Origin of the sequence: Blautia sp. HCN-1074, from assembly GCF_037890165.1 — a bacterium.
GTDB lineage: Bacteria > Bacillota > Clostridia > Lachnospirales > Lachnospiraceae > Blautia_A.
In genome coordinates this window covers 1-18031 of sequence record NZ_JBBKBP010000028.1, presented here as the reverse complement: position 1 = coordinate 18031, position 18031 = coordinate 1, and the positions used below count along the sequence as shown (strand labels likewise).

12 protein-coding genes are annotated in these 18031 nt (G+C 39.4%); 3 read left to right on the top strand and 9 right to left on the bottom strand.

The features are described from left to right. Positions 1-98 precede the first annotated feature (98 nt). The 4 genes from WKT11_RS17235 to WKT11_RS17220 form a co-directional block, all read right to left on the bottom strand. On the bottom strand, positions 99-2603 hold the full coding sequence (locus WKT11_RS17235) for a glycoside hydrolase family 3 protein (RefSeq protein WP_340285250.1): 2505 nt from the start codon (positions 2601-2603) through the stop codon (positions 99-101). 163 nt (positions 2604-2766) lie between these two features. After that, entirely contained in the window at positions 2767-3612 is an 846-nt protein-coding gene (locus WKT11_RS17230; RefSeq protein WP_117844233.1) for a carbohydrate ABC transporter permease, read from the bottom strand. 3 nt (positions 3613-3615) lie between these two features. Then, on the bottom strand, positions 3616-4569 hold the full coding sequence (locus tag WKT11_RS17225; protein ID WP_340285249.1) for a carbohydrate ABC transporter permease: 954 nt from the start codon (positions 4567-4569) through the stop codon (positions 3616-3618). Between the two features lie 107 nt (positions 4570-4676). After that, on the bottom strand, positions 4677-6038 hold the full coding sequence (locus tag WKT11_RS17220) for an ABC transporter substrate-binding protein (protein WP_118411313.1): 1362 nt from the start codon (positions 6036-6038) through the stop codon (positions 4677-4679). Between the two features lie 378 nt (positions 6039-6416). On the opposite strand from WKT11_RS17220, the gene WKT11_RS17215 reads away from it, so the two are divergent. Further along, entirely contained in the window at positions 6417-9116 is a 2700-nt protein-coding gene (locus tag WKT11_RS17215; protein ID WP_340285248.1) for a GH36-type glycosyl hydrolase domain-containing protein, read from the top strand. Positions 9117-9155: 39 nt separating this feature from the next. Further along, positions 9156-11567 carry a GH36-type glycosyl hydrolase domain-containing protein gene (locus WKT11_RS17210; RefSeq protein WP_340285247.1) on the top strand — a complete coding sequence of 804 codons (2412 nt, stop codon included), beginning with the start codon at positions 9156-9158 and terminating at the stop codon, positions 11565-11567. Between the two features lie 63 nt (positions 11568-11630). On the opposite strand, the gene WKT11_RS17205 is transcribed toward WKT11_RS17210, so the two are convergent. The 5 genes from WKT11_RS17205 to WKT11_RS17185 form a co-directional block, all read right to left on the bottom strand. Beyond that, positions 11631-12398 carry a helix-turn-helix domain-containing protein gene (locus WKT11_RS17205; RefSeq protein ID WP_118411311.1) on the bottom strand — a complete coding sequence of 256 codons (768 nt, stop codon included), beginning with the start codon at positions 12396-12398 and terminating at the stop codon, positions 11631-11633. A gap of 9 nt (positions 12399-12407) precedes the next feature. After that, positions 12408-13076: a YkgJ family cysteine cluster protein gene (locus WKT11_RS17200; RefSeq protein WP_340285245.1), complete on the bottom strand. Its 669-nt coding sequence runs from the start codon at positions 13074-13076 to the stop codon at positions 12408-12410. A gap of 132 nt (positions 13077-13208) precedes the next feature. Next, positions 13209-13586 (bottom strand): DUF6483 family protein, encoded by a 378-nt coding sequence (locus WKT11_RS17195; RefSeq protein ID WP_340285244.1) that lies wholly within the window; start codon positions 13584-13586, stop codon positions 13209-13211. Positions 13587-13683: 97 nt separating this feature from the next. Beyond that, entirely contained in the window at positions 13684-15894 is a 2211-nt protein-coding gene (locus WKT11_RS17190; RefSeq protein ID WP_119245185.1) for a DNA topoisomerase III, read from the bottom strand. A gap of 127 nt (positions 15895-16021) precedes the next feature. Then, positions 16022-16690, bottom strand: coding sequence for a response regulator transcription factor (locus tag WKT11_RS17185; protein WP_117676982.1), 669 nt, complete (start codon positions 16688-16690; stop codon positions 16022-16024). Positions 16691-17181: 491 nt separating this feature from the next. On the opposite strand from WKT11_RS17185, the gene WKT11_RS17180 reads away from it, so the two are divergent. Then, positions 17182-17865 (top strand): phosphatase PAP2 family protein, encoded by a 684-nt coding sequence (locus tag WKT11_RS17180; protein WP_118247725.1) that lies wholly within the window; start codon positions 17182-17184, stop codon positions 17863-17865. Positions 17866-18031: the final 166 nt, after the last annotated feature.

Below are 18031 nucleotides of genomic sequence, written 5' to 3'. Positions count from 1 at the left end.
CAGGGACTTTCTCTGTCTATTTTTTATCTATATCATATCATAATTTTATGTTTCAGGCTATCATAATCTTAATTTTTTTGATAAACCTAATAAAAAATTTATCGTTTCTGATTTACTCTGCTAATCATCGTTATCAGGTGTTCTGCGCAGCTTCTTATTTCTTCTTCTGTAAGTTTTCCTTCTTTATATGCCTGTAGGATGTTCTTATCATCGTCTGGATTTCCAGGCATGATGATGTCATTTCCTGCTGCCGCACATTTCCATGGAGTACTTCCATCCTCCGGCACTGTTGTGTTCCAGTCTGACATAATGGCGCCGTCAAATCCCCATTCCTTTCTGGCAACTGTTACACATAAATCTTTACTGTTTGCTGCATGCACTCCATTCACCAGATTATAAGATGTCATAACGGAAACCGGATTTCCTTCTTTTACTGCAATTTCAAATCCACGAAGATAAATTTCCCTGAGTGCACGTTCTGATACACGGGAATCTACACCCATACGGTTATCTTCCTGATTATTACATGCAAAATGCTTGATCGTTACTCCACATCCCGGTTTGCTTTGCACACCACGTGTTACTGCTGCCGCTAACATTCCTGTAAGATACGGATCTTCTGAATAGTACTCGTAATTTCTTCCGCATAACGGATTTCTGTGAATATTCATTCCCGGTGCCAGCCAGAGATTCACATGGAATTCTTCCATTTCTTCTGCAATTGCTTTTCCAAACTTCGTCATAAGCTCTGTATCCCATGTCTGAGCCAGTGCTGTTCCTACCGGAAAAGCTGTGCAATACTGATAATAAGTATCTGCATTTTCATGATATACTCCCGGCTCCAGGATTCCATTTTCCAGAGATCCAAGAACGCCCATTTCATAAATGCTGTCGGTTTCTTTATTTACCTGATACCACTGTCTGAGACGAATACCGGCAGGACCATCAGCCATAACAAGTGACGGGACTCCACATTCTTCCAGTGCGCCACTGGTTTCTCCAGCAGAACCTGGTACGCGGATTCCAGCTGCTCCTAAAGTACTGATATTCTCTGAAATTTTTCCATAAAGTAGTGGAATCAGTTCTTCAGCGGATTTCTCTGCTATCTTTGAAAGGACTTTTTTATATTCATTGGTGAGAGATCCATTATTTTTCTCTACATCGTTAGTTTTCTCAGAAGATATAGACAGACAACGTGGTTTAAAAAGATATCGTGGTACCTGTGCCAGTTCCGCCTCTTTCTGATATTGTATAAGTTTTTCCTGCATTTCTTCAGACAGATGAATACAATCCAGTTTCTCCTGCAATGGGCAGATTTCATCCAGCTGTTCAAGTTCTTCATAATCTGGAACTTCCAAAATCGCTGCAAATTCTAAATTATCTGAGTTGTTTCCAAGCATAAGGCCATAGCTGCCTTTTTCCATTATCCAGGTATGTGAATCCTCATTGAAAGATGCCAGTTGTTTTTCCTGTATTTCTATGATAAGTGTCTGTGTTTCCCCAGGCTGCAGAAGTCTGGTTTTGGCAAATCCCACTAATCTCTTATATTCTTTTTCAAAATCTGTTCGTGGAAATGTGGTATAAATCTGCACTACTTCTTTACCGGCATATTTATTTCCTGTATTTGTAACCTGCACCTCTGTTCTGATCTTGCTTTCCTCAATCTTCAGTCCACAACATTTAATCTCAAAGGAAGTATAAGAAAGACCAAAACCAAATGGAAACAGCGGCTTTTTCCCGAAACTGTCAAAATACCTATAACCTACAAAAATCCCTTCTTTATATTCCTCTTTTTCCAGATTTCCATTCAGATATCCATATTCTTCAGAAGACGGATAATCCTCATAATGTCTTGCCCAGGTTGTCGTCAGTTTACCACTTGGTACTTCTTTTCCCAGAAGTACATCCGCCAATGCATCGCCGCCTTCCTGACCCAGCTGGGAAATATTAAGAATTCCTTTTATATTATGTGTCTGTTCCAGAATTTCAGTCAATTCTACCGGGCCGCCGGCATTAAGAATAAGAATCACCGGCTTATTCATTTCTGCAAGATAGCGTAAATCAGCGGCTTCCCTTGTGCTCAAATAATAATCACCTTTCACTTTTCGGCGGTCTTTTCCTTCTCCTGAAATACGACTGATCACATAAATTATAGCTTCAGCCTGGCAGATATCTTCTTCCCGAACCTCGCGTCCCAATGGCATCTCGAACGGATTATCTGCATAGGCATCAAAAGGATTGTCTACCTTTTTTGCCTCTTCCAGAACTTTTTCTTTCCATGCTTCCCTTGCCTGCTCATAACGATTGTGATAATCGCTGATCCAGTCTTTGCTTACGATTTTTACACCGGCTTCTTTTAACCCCTGATAGATTGAAACGTTTTTTCTGTTATTAACATCTCCCGAACCAATTCCGCCTTTTACTGTTTTTTCTGCCCCACATCCAAGGACTGCTACTGCTATATTCTTTTTTAATGGCAAAATTCCTTCATTTTTCAGCAAGACAATTCCCTCTGCCGCTGCTTTTCTTGCAAGCCTTCCATGAAGTACTTCTCTTTCAGATGGCAGTTCCTGTCTGATTCCACTGTAAATCCATTTTTTCATAAATTTAGATACTCCTGTTTTATAAAATATTGTTCTTTTCTAAAATTTGTTTGAAAATACTATCCGATAATGGCAGATTCCCATGAAAAGAACCTCCATAGCATTCTCTCTATGGAGGTTCTTCTTTTTATTTATGGAGATTCTATTTATTTTCTTATTCTTTTTATTCCTTTACACCGCCAAGTGTAACACCTGCAATAATATATTTAGATAAAAGCAGATATACTATAATGATCGGTACGATGGCCACTGTGATCATCATGTAAATTTTACCCATGTCAAAGTTCATATAGTCAGCTCCTCGCAGGGTTGCGATCAGAATCGGCACTGTCATTTTATTCTTTGACTGAATGATCAAAGCCGGAACGAAGTAATTGTTCCAGGATCCTACAAATGTAAAGATTGCCTGTACCGCTACTGCCGGTTTCATAATCGGAAGTACAATACTGTTAAAGGTTCTAAACTCTCCGGAACCATCAATTCTTGCCGCTTCCACAAGGGATAAAGGAAGAGAAGACTGAAGGTAACTATACATAAAGTAAAATACTGCAGGAGATGCAATAGATGGAATGATCAGCGGAAGTAAAGAGTCATACATTCCCATCTTTGTGATCAGTCGTAAAAATCCCATTGCTGTTACCTGTGTAGGCATAACAAGAATTGCCATAATAAAGGTAAAAGCTGCTTTCTTCATTTTAAAATCATAAGCATATAGACCATAAGCTGTCAAAGAAGAAAAATATGTACAAAGTGCAGCACTGCAGGAAGATACAACAACACTGTTAAGAATACCGCGGAACATCGGGAAACTTCCGTCATTTGCCACATTCTTCAGATTCTCAAGAAAATATTTTCCGGGAAGTGCTGAAAATCCTTTCTGCAGATCCGCATGGGAACGTGTTGCATTTACAATCAGAATGTAAAAGAAAAACAGACACAGGAAGGATAAAAAGATCAGCACAAGATGAACAAAAATACTGCGCACACGACCTGATGTATTTGATTTCATAGTTTATCTCCTCCTTCTTTCTTCTTTTGCTTTTTTCTTTGCAGCTTTCTTGGAACCATCCGGGTCTGTGTCATTTGTCATCTTATATACAATCATACATAAAATACCGCTGACAATAAACAGATATACGGACAGTGCACCTGCCATACCATAGTTCTTGCTCTTTAAGTGGCTGTTCAGGAACATGATCAGAGTCATAGATGTACGGTCTGGATTTCCCTGTCCATTCGTAAGAATCTGAGGAACATCGAACATCTGAAGACCACCGATGATAGATGTGATCAGTGTATAAGCAAGGATCGGACGGATCAGCGGCAATGTAATATAAAAGAATCGTTTAACACTACTACATCCATCCAGCTCAGATGCTTCAAAAATATCCATACTGATACCCATAACTGCTGCCATCAGCATAATCGTTGTATTTCCAAACCACATCAAAAAGTTCATAAAACCAACCAGAGATCTTGTACCTAGTACAGAACCCATAAAATCTATTGGCGCTTCGATCCATCCTAACGACATCAGGATAGAGTTAATCGGTCCGTTTGTAGAAAACATGGTGAAGAATAATAATGCAAACGCAGAAGCCATGATCAAGTTTGGAAGATAAATAACTACCTTAAAAAACTGCTGTCCACGAATTTTCAGACGGGCATCTGTAAACCAGCATGCCAGAACCAAAGCAACCAGAATCTGTGGCACAAATCCGATCAGCCACAGAATCAATGTATTGGCTCCATATTTGAACATATCTGATTTCAGCAGACTCAGATAATTGGCCATTCCAATGAAATTTGGTCCAATCTCTTTAATTCCTGAACGATAATATTCATAAAAACTGTATCGTACAGTATCTACCAGAGGAATCAAAGAAAAGATGATAAAGGTTACGAAAAATGGGAGAATAAAGATGTATCTCCACTTTGCATAGCTGATGCTTTTCTTTTTTTTCATATTTCAGCATTCCTTCCCTTACATATTTGTGCCAGACACACATCTTTTTCATGTGTGTCTGGCAAACACAAGTGCTTATATAGAACTTTTGTAATCAATGAGGTTTTTTATTCTGCCCAGTTAATCTCCTGGATTTCCGGATAACGCTCTTTGATTGCTGTCTCAAAGTTTGCTTTTGCTTTGTCAAAGTCTACCTGAGCCTGGAAATAATCGCTGAAAGCATTCTGAATCAGTTCTACGCAGCCCTGATCATAAGCAGAAAGTGGTGCCATTTTGATATTCTCTGCAACTGGTGCAAAGTATTCAAATGGATTCTGTCCGCCAAGGAATTCAGATGCAAAGTTGTCATCTGTTGCAGCTTCCTGCATACCGCTCTTTGTGTTTGTAAAGTCAGAGTAATCTTTTGAAATCTTTAATAAATTATCTTTGTTACCTGTCAGCGCAAGAATGATATCTTTTGCATGTTCCGGATTATCAGTTCCTGTTGCTGCGTGGATATAAGAACCGCCCCAGTTATATTCCTGCGGTGGGTTTGTAACTGCCCATTCTCCATTATCTCCATCCCAGTTTGGACTTAATGTAAAGTCGATTCCCCATGCCGGGAAGAGGAATGCAAATACTTTGGATTCTGATCCCATACATTTGTTCCAGTCATCATTCCACTGACCTTTTACAGTTTTGTTCAGATATCCTGCATCCAGCCATTCCTTGGAATCTTTAATCCAGTTCATAATCTGAGGGTCTACATTAATAGTAGTTGAACCATCTTCTACCCATGGCTGTGAAATGCTGTTTCCGTACAATCTGAATGTATCTGCATAAGATGCAAATGTATAATATCCTTTTGCTTTCAGTTCTTCAGCAGTAGCTTTTGCTGTATCCCAGTCTTTCATTTTTTCTCCTACTTCTGCAGGATCATCTGTTCCGAATACATCTTTTGCGATGTCACGTCTATATACAAGAAGTCCAGGGCAGCACTGCCATGTAGAACCTCTCTGTACTCCATCTGCATCAGATGCTGTTACTCTTGTAAAATCATACTGATCTGCAAGATCTTTGTCCGGATCAATGCCAAGATCAGTCAGAGACATTGCTACATCTGCTTCTGCATCTGTATATTTATATACATAGTCTGTTTCTGATAAGAAAATATCTACTTTATCATCTGCAGATGCATCTGCCTGATTCATTAACGCTTCATCAAGTTTCTGCTGGTAAACACCATCCTGGTTTGGATTTATGATCCAGTGAATTTCTGTTCCGTCCTTTAATGTTGTCACTGTTCCATCTTTGGAAGTTTCCTGTACTTCCGGATATACTGCTTCCAGACGCTGGCGGAATTCATCATTCCATGAATAAATATTAATTACTTTTCCTTCTTCATCTGCGCGTACGATTGATGCGGTTCCTCCCATAGTACCTGCGATTACGGCTGCTGTAAGTAAAACAGCCACTGTTTTCTTTTTCATTAGAAAATCCTCCTTTATTATTTTCTCTGTAACTGTTTAGTACCTTCTTCAGTTACCTTTTCTTTGTGAGTTTCTCACCTCACCTTGTGCACTGAATTATAGCTGAAGCGGCTTTTAGGGTATATTATAATTTCCAACAAAATGTCAGATTCATGACCTCAATGTGTTTATTTTTAATATTATTGTTTTCTTTTCCTGTAGGCAAACAGAATACAATCTTATCCTTTAATTAGGAAACTTCTCATGATTGCATTATATGTTTCTTTAAATAACTGCAATTTATGTCATGATTCTGATACTTTATACATATTTCTTATTTCTGTAAAATTTTATATCCGCTATAATTTCCGTACAAACAATCATGGAAGGAGAAAAAAGTTGAAACATCTTAAGTTTATTGACAATCATGGGAGCTTCTGCGTAAACAGACCTGAAAATACCAGCTATCTTTATTTTCCTCTTGCATCAGAAGCAGGTCTTAAAAGCTCCGTTACACCGCTGCTTGGCGGCGATAGCAAGATTAACCAGGATACATTCCTGTTAGAGCCAGTTAGTTCCGAAAATCTTCACAACAATCGTTCTTCCAGGAACTTCTGGATTGTAAAAGAAGGATGCTCTCCTTATTCAGTAACAGGTTCTTCTGCTCATCAGGAAGCTGAACGTTTTACCCCAGATCAGGAGGACAGCGAACTTACCGCTGGACTTATGTGGCAGACTCTGGAAAGAACATCTGACAAATTGAAACTTTCATCTTCTGTCACTTCTTTTATACCTGTAAATGACAATGTAGAAATTATGTACGTAACAATTAAAAATCAGGGCGATGTGCCACAGAATCTTACCACATATGGTGCGATTCCCATCTATGGCAGAAGTGCCGATAACATTCGTGACCACCGAAATGTTACATCCATGCTGCATAGAATAGAAACAACAAAACATGGTATCCATGTATGCCCTACCATGTCCTTTGATGAGCGCGGTCATCAGCCTAATCACAAAATTTACTATGTAAATGGCTGTTCCGGAAAGGGAGACGCCCCTGTTTCCTATTATCCAACTGTAGAAGATTTTATCGGTGAGGGTGGCACTTATACACATCCCCGTGCAGTATCAGAAGGATATCAAGGAGTTCCTGCCTATAGTTATGCTGCGGGAAAAGAAGCGATGGGAGCTTTGCGTTTCTCCTCTTTTACTCTTGCCCCTGATGAATCAGCAGATTTTATCTTACTATCCGGTATTGCAGATGATAAATCTGAGATTGAACATGTTTATGAAAAATACAATACTTCAGACAAGGTGTTACATGCACTGAAGGAAACCAGAATTCACTGGAAAAAACAGGTAAATGTAGATTTTCATACACAGAATCCTGATTTTGACAATTACATGAAATGGGTAAGTTTTCAGCCATTCCTCCGCCGTTTATTTGGCTGTTCTTTCCTCCCACATCATGATTACGGTCGTGGCGGACGAGGATGGCGTGATTTGTGGCAGGACTGCCTCTCTCTTTTGCTGATGGATCCACAGAATGTTGGCACCATGATTGAAAAAAATTATGGCGGAGTCCGAATTGATGGTACAAACGCAACTATCATTGGAGATGGTGATGGAAATTTTATTGCAGACAGAAATGGAATCGCACGTGTATGGATGGATCATGCACTCTGGCCATTGATCACCACAAAACTCTATATTGATCAGACCGGTGACATTGAAATCCTCAAGAAACAAGTACCTTATTTCAAAGATACCCAGGCAATACGAGGTACAGAAATAGACACTCTCTGGAACGATGAATACGGAAACAAACAGCTTACCGAAGATAAAAAGATATATACCGGCAGCATTCTGGAACATCTTCTGATTCAGCAGCTCACAGCATTCTATGAAGTAGGTGACCATAATGTTTACCGTCTGCGAGGCGCAGACTGGAATGATGCTCTGGATATGGCAGCTGAAAAGGGAGAAAGTGTTGCCTTTACCTGTGCTTATGCCGGTAATCTTCGAATTCTCGCTTCCCTGTTACATCTCATGGAATCTGCTACCGGAGGAAACAGCATTCCATTATTAGAGGAGATTCAGATTTTGTTAAATGACCAGGTTGATATGTTTGATAACGTATCTCAAAAGAAGGAAATTCTGGCAGAATACTCCAAAAGCTGCAGACATAATCTCAGCGGAAAACAAAAAGAATACTCTCTTTCTGCTCTTGCCATGAACCTGCTTCAGAAAGCCAGCTGGATCACAGAACATATCCGTTCTCAGGAATGGATCAATCTCAACGACACTGAAGGATGGTATAACAGCTACTACGACAATCATGGACGATCCGTAGAGGGATTTTACGAGGGCCAGGTGCGTATGATGCTCACAGGCCAGGTATTTTCTATTATGGGAAATGTTGCTACCGATGAGCAAATCAAAAAAATCATACAGAGTGCAGACCACTACCTCTACAAAAAAGAAATTGGCGGTTATCGCTTGAATACAGATTTTCATGAACTAAAATTTGATATGGGTCGTATGTTCGGCTTTGCCTACGGGGAAAAAGAAAACGGTGCTGTATTCTCTCATATGGCAGTAATGTATGCTAATGCCTTATACCAGAGGGGCTTCGCAAAAGAAGGATGGAAAGTGTTGAAATCCCTGTCTGACACAGCCCTTGATTTTGATACCAGCCATATTTATCCGGGAATCCCTGAATATTTCCGTTCAGACGGTCGTGGAATGTATCATTATCTGACCGGTGCTGCAAGCTGGTATCTGCTGACTATGATCACAGAAGTATTTGGTGTCCGCGGAGTTTCCGGAAATCTCCTTGTCCGCCCGAAACTTCTGGCTGAACAATTTGATGAAAACGCTATGGCATCTGTTTCTGTTACTTTTGCAGGAAAACAATTCCTTGTAAACTATAGCAACCCTGCCAGAAAAGATTATGGTTTCTATCATATTTCTTACGCTGACTGTGATCACACTCCACTGGAAATCACAGAAGATTCCAATATTGTGATTTCAAGAGAATTTATCGAAAAGCTTTCTTCTGACGTTCATGAGATCACAGTAATGCTTGCTTAATTATTTTTCTTATTAATGAAAAGAAAGGACTTGTTATATATGAAATACGGATATTTTGACAATGAAAACCGCGAATATGTAATCACTAACCCAGCTACTCCTGCACCATGGGTAAACTATCTGGGTTCACCGGAATATGGTGCGATTATTTCTAATAATGCAGGTGGATACAGTTTCGCCAAATCAGGAGCGAATGGACGTATCCTGCGCTATGTATTCAATAACTTTGACCAGCCGGGACGTTATATTTACATTCGTGATGATAACACCCTTGATTTCTGGTCTGCTTCCTGGCAGCCTGTAGGAAAAGATCTTTCCGTATATAAAAATGAATGCCGTCATGGAATCGGCTATACAAAAATCTCTGCCGACTACAGCAATATTCATTCAGAAGCACTTTATTATGTACCTCTCGGAAAAAGCCATGAGGTCTGGGCATTGTCTGTAACAAATAATTCCGGTCAGGAAAGGCACCTGACACTCAGCGGATATGCCGAGTTTACTAATCACAGTAACTATGAACAAGATCAGGTTAATTTACAGTATTCCCTGTTTATCTCCCGTACTTTGTTTGAAGAAAATAGAATCACACAGCAGATTCATGGAAATTTGGACGCAATTCCTGAAGATGAGAAAGTAGACGAAAAGAATGTAACAGAACGATTTTTCGGACTTTCCGGAGCTGATGTTTCTTCTTACTGTGGTGATAAGACAGCATTTCTCGGAAATTATCATGGATATGGAAATCCTATCGGAATTCTTTCCGGTAATCTTGGTAATAAAACCAGCTATAACGAAAATTCCTGTGGCGCACTCTCCTGTAAGGTCACTCTGGCACCAGGTGAATCAAAGACTATTGTTTTTCTTCTTGGCATGAAGCCATCCAGCGAAGCAGAAAGCTTAATAAAAGAATATGAAAATCCGGTCGTAACCGTAGCTGAAGAATTAAAACTCTTAAAAGAAGACTGGAATAAGAAACTGGATAATCTTAAGGTAACTACTCCGAGTCCGGAATTTAACACTATGATCAATACATGGAATGCCTATAACTGCTTTATGACTTTTATCTGGTCACGTGCCGCCTCTTTTATTTATTGCGGTCTCAGAAATGGATATGGATACAGAGACACTGTGCAGGATATCCAGGGAATCATTCACCTCGCTCCGGAAATGGCACTGAAAAAAATCCGTTTCATGTTATCTGCACAGGTTGATAACGGAGGTGGACTTCCACTTGTCAAATTTACACATAATCCTGGAAAAGAAGATACTCCTGACGATGCTTCTTATGTACAGGAAACCGGACATCCGGCTTATCGCGCTGACGATGCCTTATGGATTTTCCCAACTGTGTACAAATATATTGCAGAAACAGGAAACACCGCATTTCTGGATGAAGTCATTCCATTTGCTAACAAAGAAGAAGCTACTGTCTATGAACATCTGAAACGTGCAGTTGCCTTTTCTCTTAATCATCTGGGACCTCATGGAATGCCGGCTGGTCTTTACGCAGACTGGAACGATTGTCTTCGTCTGGGTGCAAATGGAGAATCTTCATTTGTTGCTTTACAGTTCTATTACGCAATGACTATTCTGAAAATCTTTGCAGAGTACAAACAGGACACTGAATATGTACAATATCTTGAAAAGACTCAGCAGGATTTCGGTGAGAAAATTCAGAATCTCTGCTGGGATCATGACCGTTTTGTGCGCGGATATACAGAAGCAGGTGAAAGAATCGGTGAAGCTGCTGCTATAGAAGCAAATATGTGGCTGAATCCCCAGAGTTGGGCTGTCATCAGTGGTCTTGCTACTCCTGAGCAGGGTGACACAGCACTGAATAATGTATATAAAAGACTCAATACAGAATATGGCGCAATTCTTATGGATCCGCCTTATCATGCCCACGCATTTGACGGTGCGCTGGCGGTTATTTATAATCAGGGCACAAAAGAAAACTCTGGTATTTTCTCTCAGTCTCAGGGCTGGCTGATTCTTGCAGAAGCTCTCCGCGGCCATGGAGAACGTGCTTTTACATATTTTATGGAAAATGCTCCTGCTGCTCAGAATGATCGTGCAGAAATCCGCCGTCTCGAACCATATTGCTATGGTCAGTTTACAGAAGGAAAGGCAAGTGAACATTTCGGACGCTCTCACGTACACTGGCTGACAGGAACTGCGTCTACAGTTATGGTAGGATGTGTTGAGGGTATTCTTGGACTGCGCCCGGATCTAAAAGGCCTTCGCCTGTCCCCTTCTGTTCCAAAAAACTGGAAACATTTTGAAATTGAAAAAGTTTTCCGCGGAAAACAACTTCATATTTCCGTTGAAAACCCTAATGGTAAAGAATCCGGCTGTAGCAGTCTGATTCTGAATGGTCAGAAATTAACTGATAATTATATTCCGGAAGAACTTCTTCAGGATAAAAATGAAATCATACTGACACTTTAACTAAATCAGGCAAGTAACAAAACAAGCGGTTATCTGCAAGATAACCGCTTATTTTTATTCTTTTTATGATAATTTTATTTCTTTTTCTATATCCCAGTGAACCATATAATGCTTATCTCTATATTTCCTCGGTGTCATTCCTACTACTTCACGAAACTGCTGAATAAAATGACTCTGTGACGAAAAAGAAAGGCGATTTGCAATTTCGATCACTGAATAATCACTATATTGCAAAAGATTCTTTGCCATTTCTATCTTCTGTCTGCGGATATAGGCACTGACAGATACTCCTGTTTCTTTCTTAAACAGTCTGGAAAGATAACTTGCAGATACTCCAAGCGAATCAGCAAGGTCCTCTATCGTAATACGTTCTTTAATATGAGAATAAATGTATTCTTTACTTGCGTTGATATGCTTGGAATAGGTATTATCCTTGAAATATCTCCGCATTTTTTCTGCATAATCCATTACCATTGCATCATGAAGACTCTGAACTTCTTCTACTGTATGTACGTCATCAAGCTTCTGAATATAAAAATCACTCAGCCGAAATGCCTGTTCCATTTCCATTCCATTCTGTTTACAGATTCTGGTTATCATTGCCGTAGTTATCACAAAATGATATTTCATATTTGTGACCGCATTTCTGGACAAGATTCCCACACCTTCACACTCTGTAAATCTCTCTTGCTCACAGTTTTTCTTTACCGCATCTATGTCACCACTTGCAACTGCACGATAGAATAAAAACTCTTCTGTTGGTTCTCTGTGCTCAATTTCATCAAACTCATCTTCTGCTTCAAAAAGAAGCCATTCATTCTGATAACTCATATGTTTCTCCTATGCCAATGCCAGCAAATCTTTTCCTTCTTTCAGTCTCTCATAAAACTGAACATAAAAATCCTGATTCTGGTCATAAGGTTTTATATAAAATCTGTTTACTACAAAGAGATTCAGATTTCTGATCAACTCTGAATCCTCGGCATTATATATTACTTCCTGCACATCCAGCAGAAAATAATGCCAGTCATTAACAAATTTCTCATAATTTTTCAGATCTGGTGTATCAATCCATTTCTTTACTTTTATCTTGCTTCGGTTTGTTTTTGGACATTCATGAATCTGGAGAATATATTTAAATCCATTATTTTCGTAAAATCTTCCCAATGGAAATAATCTACAGAATCCCGGTCTTATGGCGTGGATACTGCAACGACCCTGACTGTTAAGAAATACACACTGTTCTTTCTCTCCTGCCATCCGAAGATGCGGAAGAATATTGCCATCTGTCACTCCCAGCTCCAGATATTCCTGTAAAAGTTGCTCGACTGGTTTCTTTAACCCGATTGACAATCTGTGTACATCAAATGGGTCTAAAATCACTGAATCACCCATTCCCTGGCAACAGTCACAGCATCCTTCACAATCATGGCAGTCTGCTTTTACCATATCATTGGAATCATATAATTTTCCATCTGAAATTTCTTCCAGTGTCTGTTCTCTGCGCATAATTTATGCTTTTTCCTTTCACGCAAATAGCTATTTTATTTCTTTTATTTCTTTTCCTTCTATAGCCAATAAAGCGAAAATTCATACTCTATTGTTTATTATTTTATAAGGAAAACAGCAAATCTAATTCAGTTAAAAGGCTTCCAGACCACTGACACCCCAGTCAGAGGCAAGGTCTTTCATTCCCTCCAGTACTTCCTCTCTGGAATATCCGTTGTCATCCAGGAAATCTCCATCCATATCATTCAGATACAGATAAAAGGTCAATGCTAATTCCAGATAATCTACATTCTCCTCTACCATACCCTCATACAATTGATTTTCTGCCTCATTAATTTTGCCTTCTTCTGCAAGTTTCATTACAGATGCAAAAAGCTTATCTGCATCCGTATAATCTGCTTCATTTTCAGGTAATATATAATTTGGCTGCTGTTCATGAAGCAGAAGCTTCGCAATTAATCTTCCTACATCCTGAATATTTCTTATCATGTGGTCATCCTGTACTGCCATGTCTGTTCCATCCTTTCACTTTTTTGATTTATATATTTTCATATCTTTTAGACACGAAATTACACTCTGTTTAGTGTCTATATCCTGTATGATATCATCAGTCTAATTTCAATCCTGCAAGTGCCTGCGCAAATGCGTTATTTACTGGTTCTTTTGCTTCTTTTTGCTGTTGTCTCATATATTTTTGGACATCGCGCTTATTAACTCCTGCACCTTCCTTTTCCCGTCTTGCCTGAAAAGCGGAGAGTTTTTCTTTATATCCACAGGCGCAGATAAATGTCTCTTCTTTGCCCTTTACGTACATTTCCATACGTTTATGACATTTTGGACAGCGGGCATTGGTCGTTCTGGAAACTGTTTCTTTGTATCCACATTCTCTGTCCTGGCATACCAGCATCTTTGCATTCTTTCCATTCACTGCGAGAAGTTTCTTACCGCAGTTCGGACAGATTTTATTTGTGAGATTATCATGGCGGAACGTTCCCTGTCCGGTTTTAATCTCATCCACGATATCGCAGGTATAGTTTCTGATTTCTTTCAGGAATGTCTCCTGTTTCATTTTACCTTTGGCAATATTTCCAAGTTTCATCTCCCAGTCTGCTGTCAGTTCTGGTTTGCGAAGTTCCTCAGGTACCAATTCCAGAAGCTGTTTTGCTTTAGAAGTCAGATATATTTCTTTTCCTTTTTTCTCCATCATGAAACTGTTAAACAGCTTCTCAATGATATCAGCTCTCGTTGCAACAGTTCCAAGGCCACCGGTCTCACCGAGAGTCTTTACCGCTTTCGCATCATGGCTTTCCATAAAGCGTACCGGGTTCTCCATAGCCGCAAGCAGGGTTGCTTCTGTAAATCTTGCAGGTGGTTTTGTTTTTCCTGTATTTACAGACACATTCTCTATACGCAGTTTTTCGCCCTTTTTCATCTGCGGAAGCTTCTGATCTTTCAGCTTCTGAGAGTTGTCCGATATATCTGCGTCTTCCTCATCTGTGTCTGTGTCCGTATTTTCGTACACTTCTTTCCATCCTGCACTTTTTACAACTTTACCACTGGCGGCAAAGAGTTCTCCTGCTGCCAATCCTTCCATACTTACCTGTTCATAAATAAATGGCGGATAAAGTACACTTAAGAATCTGCGGACAACCATATCATAAATCTTACGTTCTTCATTTGTCATATGGTCAAGCTGCACAAACTGCTCCGTAGGGATAATTGCATGATGATCACTAACCTTTTTATCGTCCACAAAATTTCCATTGGCACGAATAGGCTGATTCAGCAATAGACCTGCCAGCTTTCTGTATGGACCGACTGCACACGCCTTCAGTCTTTCTTTGATCGTAGGCACAATGTCTTTACCGATATATCTGGAATCTGTTCTTGGGTAAGTAAGAACTTTATGATTCTCATACAGACGCTGCATGATGTTTAAGGTCTGTTTTGCTGAATACCCATATCTCTGATTTGCTTCCCTCTGTAACGTAGTCAGGTCATATAAGCCCGGAGCATATGTTTTCTTCTCTTTGCTGGTCACAGAAGAGATTTCCAGTGTATGATTACGGACTGCAGCGGAAATTTCTTCTACTCTCTCTTTATTAAAAGTTCTGAAACTTTTACTCTTCGGTTCTTTCCACGTCCAGGTAACATCTCCTGCTTTTACAGAAAGACCATAATATTCTTTTGGTCTGAATGAACGGATCTCTTCCTCCCTTTTTGCAATCATGGCAAGTGTAGGAGTCTGCACACGTCCACAGGATAGCTGGGCATTATACTTACATGTCAGTGCTCTGGTTCCATTCATTCCCACAAGCCAGTCTGCTTCTGCCCTCGCTACTGCAGCTCTGTACAGATTATCGTACTCATGTCCGTTTTTCAGATTTGTAAAGCCTTCTTTGATAGCTTTATCTGTAACTGAAGAAATCCACAGTCTGCGGATTGGTTTGCGGCAGTCTGATTTATCAAGAATCCATCTTGCTACCAGTTCTCCTTCTCTTCCTGCATCTGTGGCTATGATAATATCTTTGATATCTTTCCTGTAAAGCTGTGTTTTCACTGCATTGTACTGTTTACCGGTCTGTCGGATCACAACCAGTTTCATTCGATCCGGCATCATGGGAAGTGTGGACATCTCCCATTTTGTATACTTTTTGTCGTATTCTTCCGGATCAGCAAGGGTAACCAGATGTCCCAGTGCCCAGGTAACCACATATTCTTTTCCTTCCAGCGTTCCATTGCCTTTCTGATTACAGCGAAGCACCCGGGCAATATCTCTGGCTACAGAAGGTTTCTCTGCTATTACTAATGATTTCATAAAATAATTTTTATTCTCCTTATAAAAATCTACAGTCAGGGATTTTGATGTCCCTGACCGCTGATTTTTCTTTTATATAGAGTATAGCATAGATAAATATATGATTCCAGTTCTTATTATCTAAATTTTATTTCATATCAATTTTGTATCCTACTCCACGCACTGTTTCCACCAGTTCTCCTGCAGTTCCCAGTTTCTGTCTCAGTGTTCTGATATGTACATCAACGGTTCTGCTTTCTCCGTCAAATTCATATCCCCATACCTGATTTAAGAGCTGTGTTCTGGAAAGAACAGTTCCGCTGTTTTTCAGGAGCAGGCATAATACTTCGTATTCTTTCAATGTCAGATTCACATTCTGTTTATCTACCGTTGCAATATGTCTGGCAGGGCAGACATAGAGATTTCCAATCTGATATTCTTCTGCACCGTCATCTTCTGTTCTTCTAAGTAAGGCACGAATCCTTGAGATCAGTTCCATCATTCGAAATGGTTTCGGGATATAATCATCGGCGCCGCTGTCCAGACCTACTACTGTGTCATATTCACTGCTTTTTGCAGTCAGCATAATAATCGGAAGTTTACGTGTATCCGGACGTACACGCAATTTCTTCAATATGGAAATACCGTCTTCCTCCGGGAGCATTACATCCAAAAGCAACAATGCGGGCTGTTCTTTTTCCAGTGCTCTCCAGAAAAGGGAAGGTCTCTCAAAACCTTTTGCCTCAAAGCCCTGACTTTTTAATGTATAAATCACCAGTTCACGAATACTCTCATCATCTTCCACCAAATATATCATTTTTTGTTCTCCATTTACTATTATTTTTCTGAATCAGGTAAATTTCTGATTTGATTAATCTCAGTATAATCGTGTGCCGTAAAATCTTTGTCCTGCTTTATGTTAAAACTTTGTAAAATATGTTACCGTTCACTACGTGCCCGGCAACACGCTTCGCGATGCACAGAATTTATACTAATCGTATAAATTCGCGCGGTATGTCTCGGGTTTTCTGTTGCCAAGCATCCGTAAGAAGCTGCCAGTGGCAGGTTCTGTAGGTGACCTTCGCTCACCAAAAACACCTCGCGGGATATTACCAGTGAACAGTACTTAAAATATATTGCTTTTCATCCTGCATTTTTTAATAAAATTTTTATATACTTTATGAGAAAATTTATTTGTAAAAGAAGTATGAAGATGTTATGATAATGAAAGAAAGAATATAGAATGTTACTGCAAACGAAATAAACAGTAATACAGTATTAAACAGATTATATAAAGAAGGTGACATTGTGAAACGTCTTATTGAAAAATACCGACATGGCTTTGTGATCGGTATTTACAGTATTATTTATATTTTGATGTTCAATTATCTGGAACATCTTCCAGTTCACAGCTATCATATCGTACATACGGTTTTCGATGACTGGATACCATTTTGTGAGGTTTTTATCATACCTTATCTGTTATGGTTTCCGTACATGTTCCTGGCTGTAATCTATTTTATATTTTTTAATAAGAACAAACATGAATACTACCAACTGGCATTTAACCTTATGATGGGAATGACTGTTTTTCTGATCGTTTCTTACGTTTATCCAAATGCACAGCATTTACGTCCAACAGAGTTCCCAAGGGATAATATTTTTACAGATATGGTGAAATGGCTGTACAGCACAGACACTCCTACAAATATTCTTCCAAGTATTCATGTTTTTAACTCTCTTGCGATACATATGTCTCTCACAAACTGTGAGGCACTTCGTGATAAGAAAATAGTAAAGGCTGCTTCCTTTACCCTTACCGCATTGATCATCATGTCAACCATGTTCCTGAAACAGCATTCAGTGATTGATGTATGTATGGGTACGACTCTTGCTTTATTTGGATTTTTGTTTTTTTATCCGAGAAAAGCCGCCGTTTCTTCCAGAGCATCTTACTTTGGAGAGGCCAGACGAAAAAAAAGTGAAAATTAAAATTACCTTCTTGAAATAGATTTTGATAAAACAAAAAGAACTTTTTTAGAAAACATAAGATGTTTCCTAACATAAGTTCTTTTTTATCATCTTTCATCCATTCCTTTACATGTAAAAACTCTGTACAATCAAAATATCAGATGTTTTCTGTCTATTTTTAACCCAA

Bases quoted from the DNA above. Each gene is read 5' to 3' on its own strand.
- WKT11_RS17225 (WP_340285249.1), bottom strand. From the start codon at position 4,569: ATGAAAAAAAAGAAAAGCATCAGCTATGCAAAGTGGAGATACATCTTT.
- WKT11_RS17220 (WP_118411313.1), bottom strand. From the start codon at position 6,038: ATGAAAAAGAAAACAGTGGCTGTTTTACTTACAGCAGCCGTAATCGCA.
- WKT11_RS17195 (WP_340285244.1), bottom strand. From the start codon at position 13,586: ATGGCAGTACAGGATGACCACATGATAAGAAATATTCAGGATGTAGGA.
- WKT11_RS17235 (WP_340285250.1), bottom strand. From the start codon at position 2,603: ATGAAAAAATGGATTTACAGTGGAATCAGACAGGAACTGCCATCTGAA.
- WKT11_RS17200 (WP_340285245.1), bottom strand. From the start codon at position 13,076: ATGCGCAGAGAACAGACACTGGAAGAAATTTCAGATGGAAAATTATAT.
- WKT11_RS17190 (WP_119245185.1), bottom strand. From the start codon at position 15,894: ATGAAATCATTAGTAATAGCAGAGAAACCTTCTGTAGCCAGAGATATT.
- WKT11_RS17210 (WP_340285247.1), top strand. From the start codon at position 9,156: ATGAAATACGGATATTTTGACAATGAAAACCGCGAATATGTAATCACT.
- WKT11_RS17185 (WP_117676982.1), bottom strand. From the start codon at position 16,690: ATGATATATTTGGTGGAAGATGATGAGAGTATTCGTGAACTGGTGATT.
- WKT11_RS17230 (WP_117844233.1), bottom strand. From the start codon at position 3,612: ATGAAATCAAATACATCAGGTCGTGTGCGCAGTATTTTTGTTCATCTT.
- WKT11_RS17205 (WP_118411311.1), bottom strand. From the start codon at position 12,398: ATGAGTTATCAGAATGAATGGCTTCTTTTTGAAGCAGAAGATGAGTTT.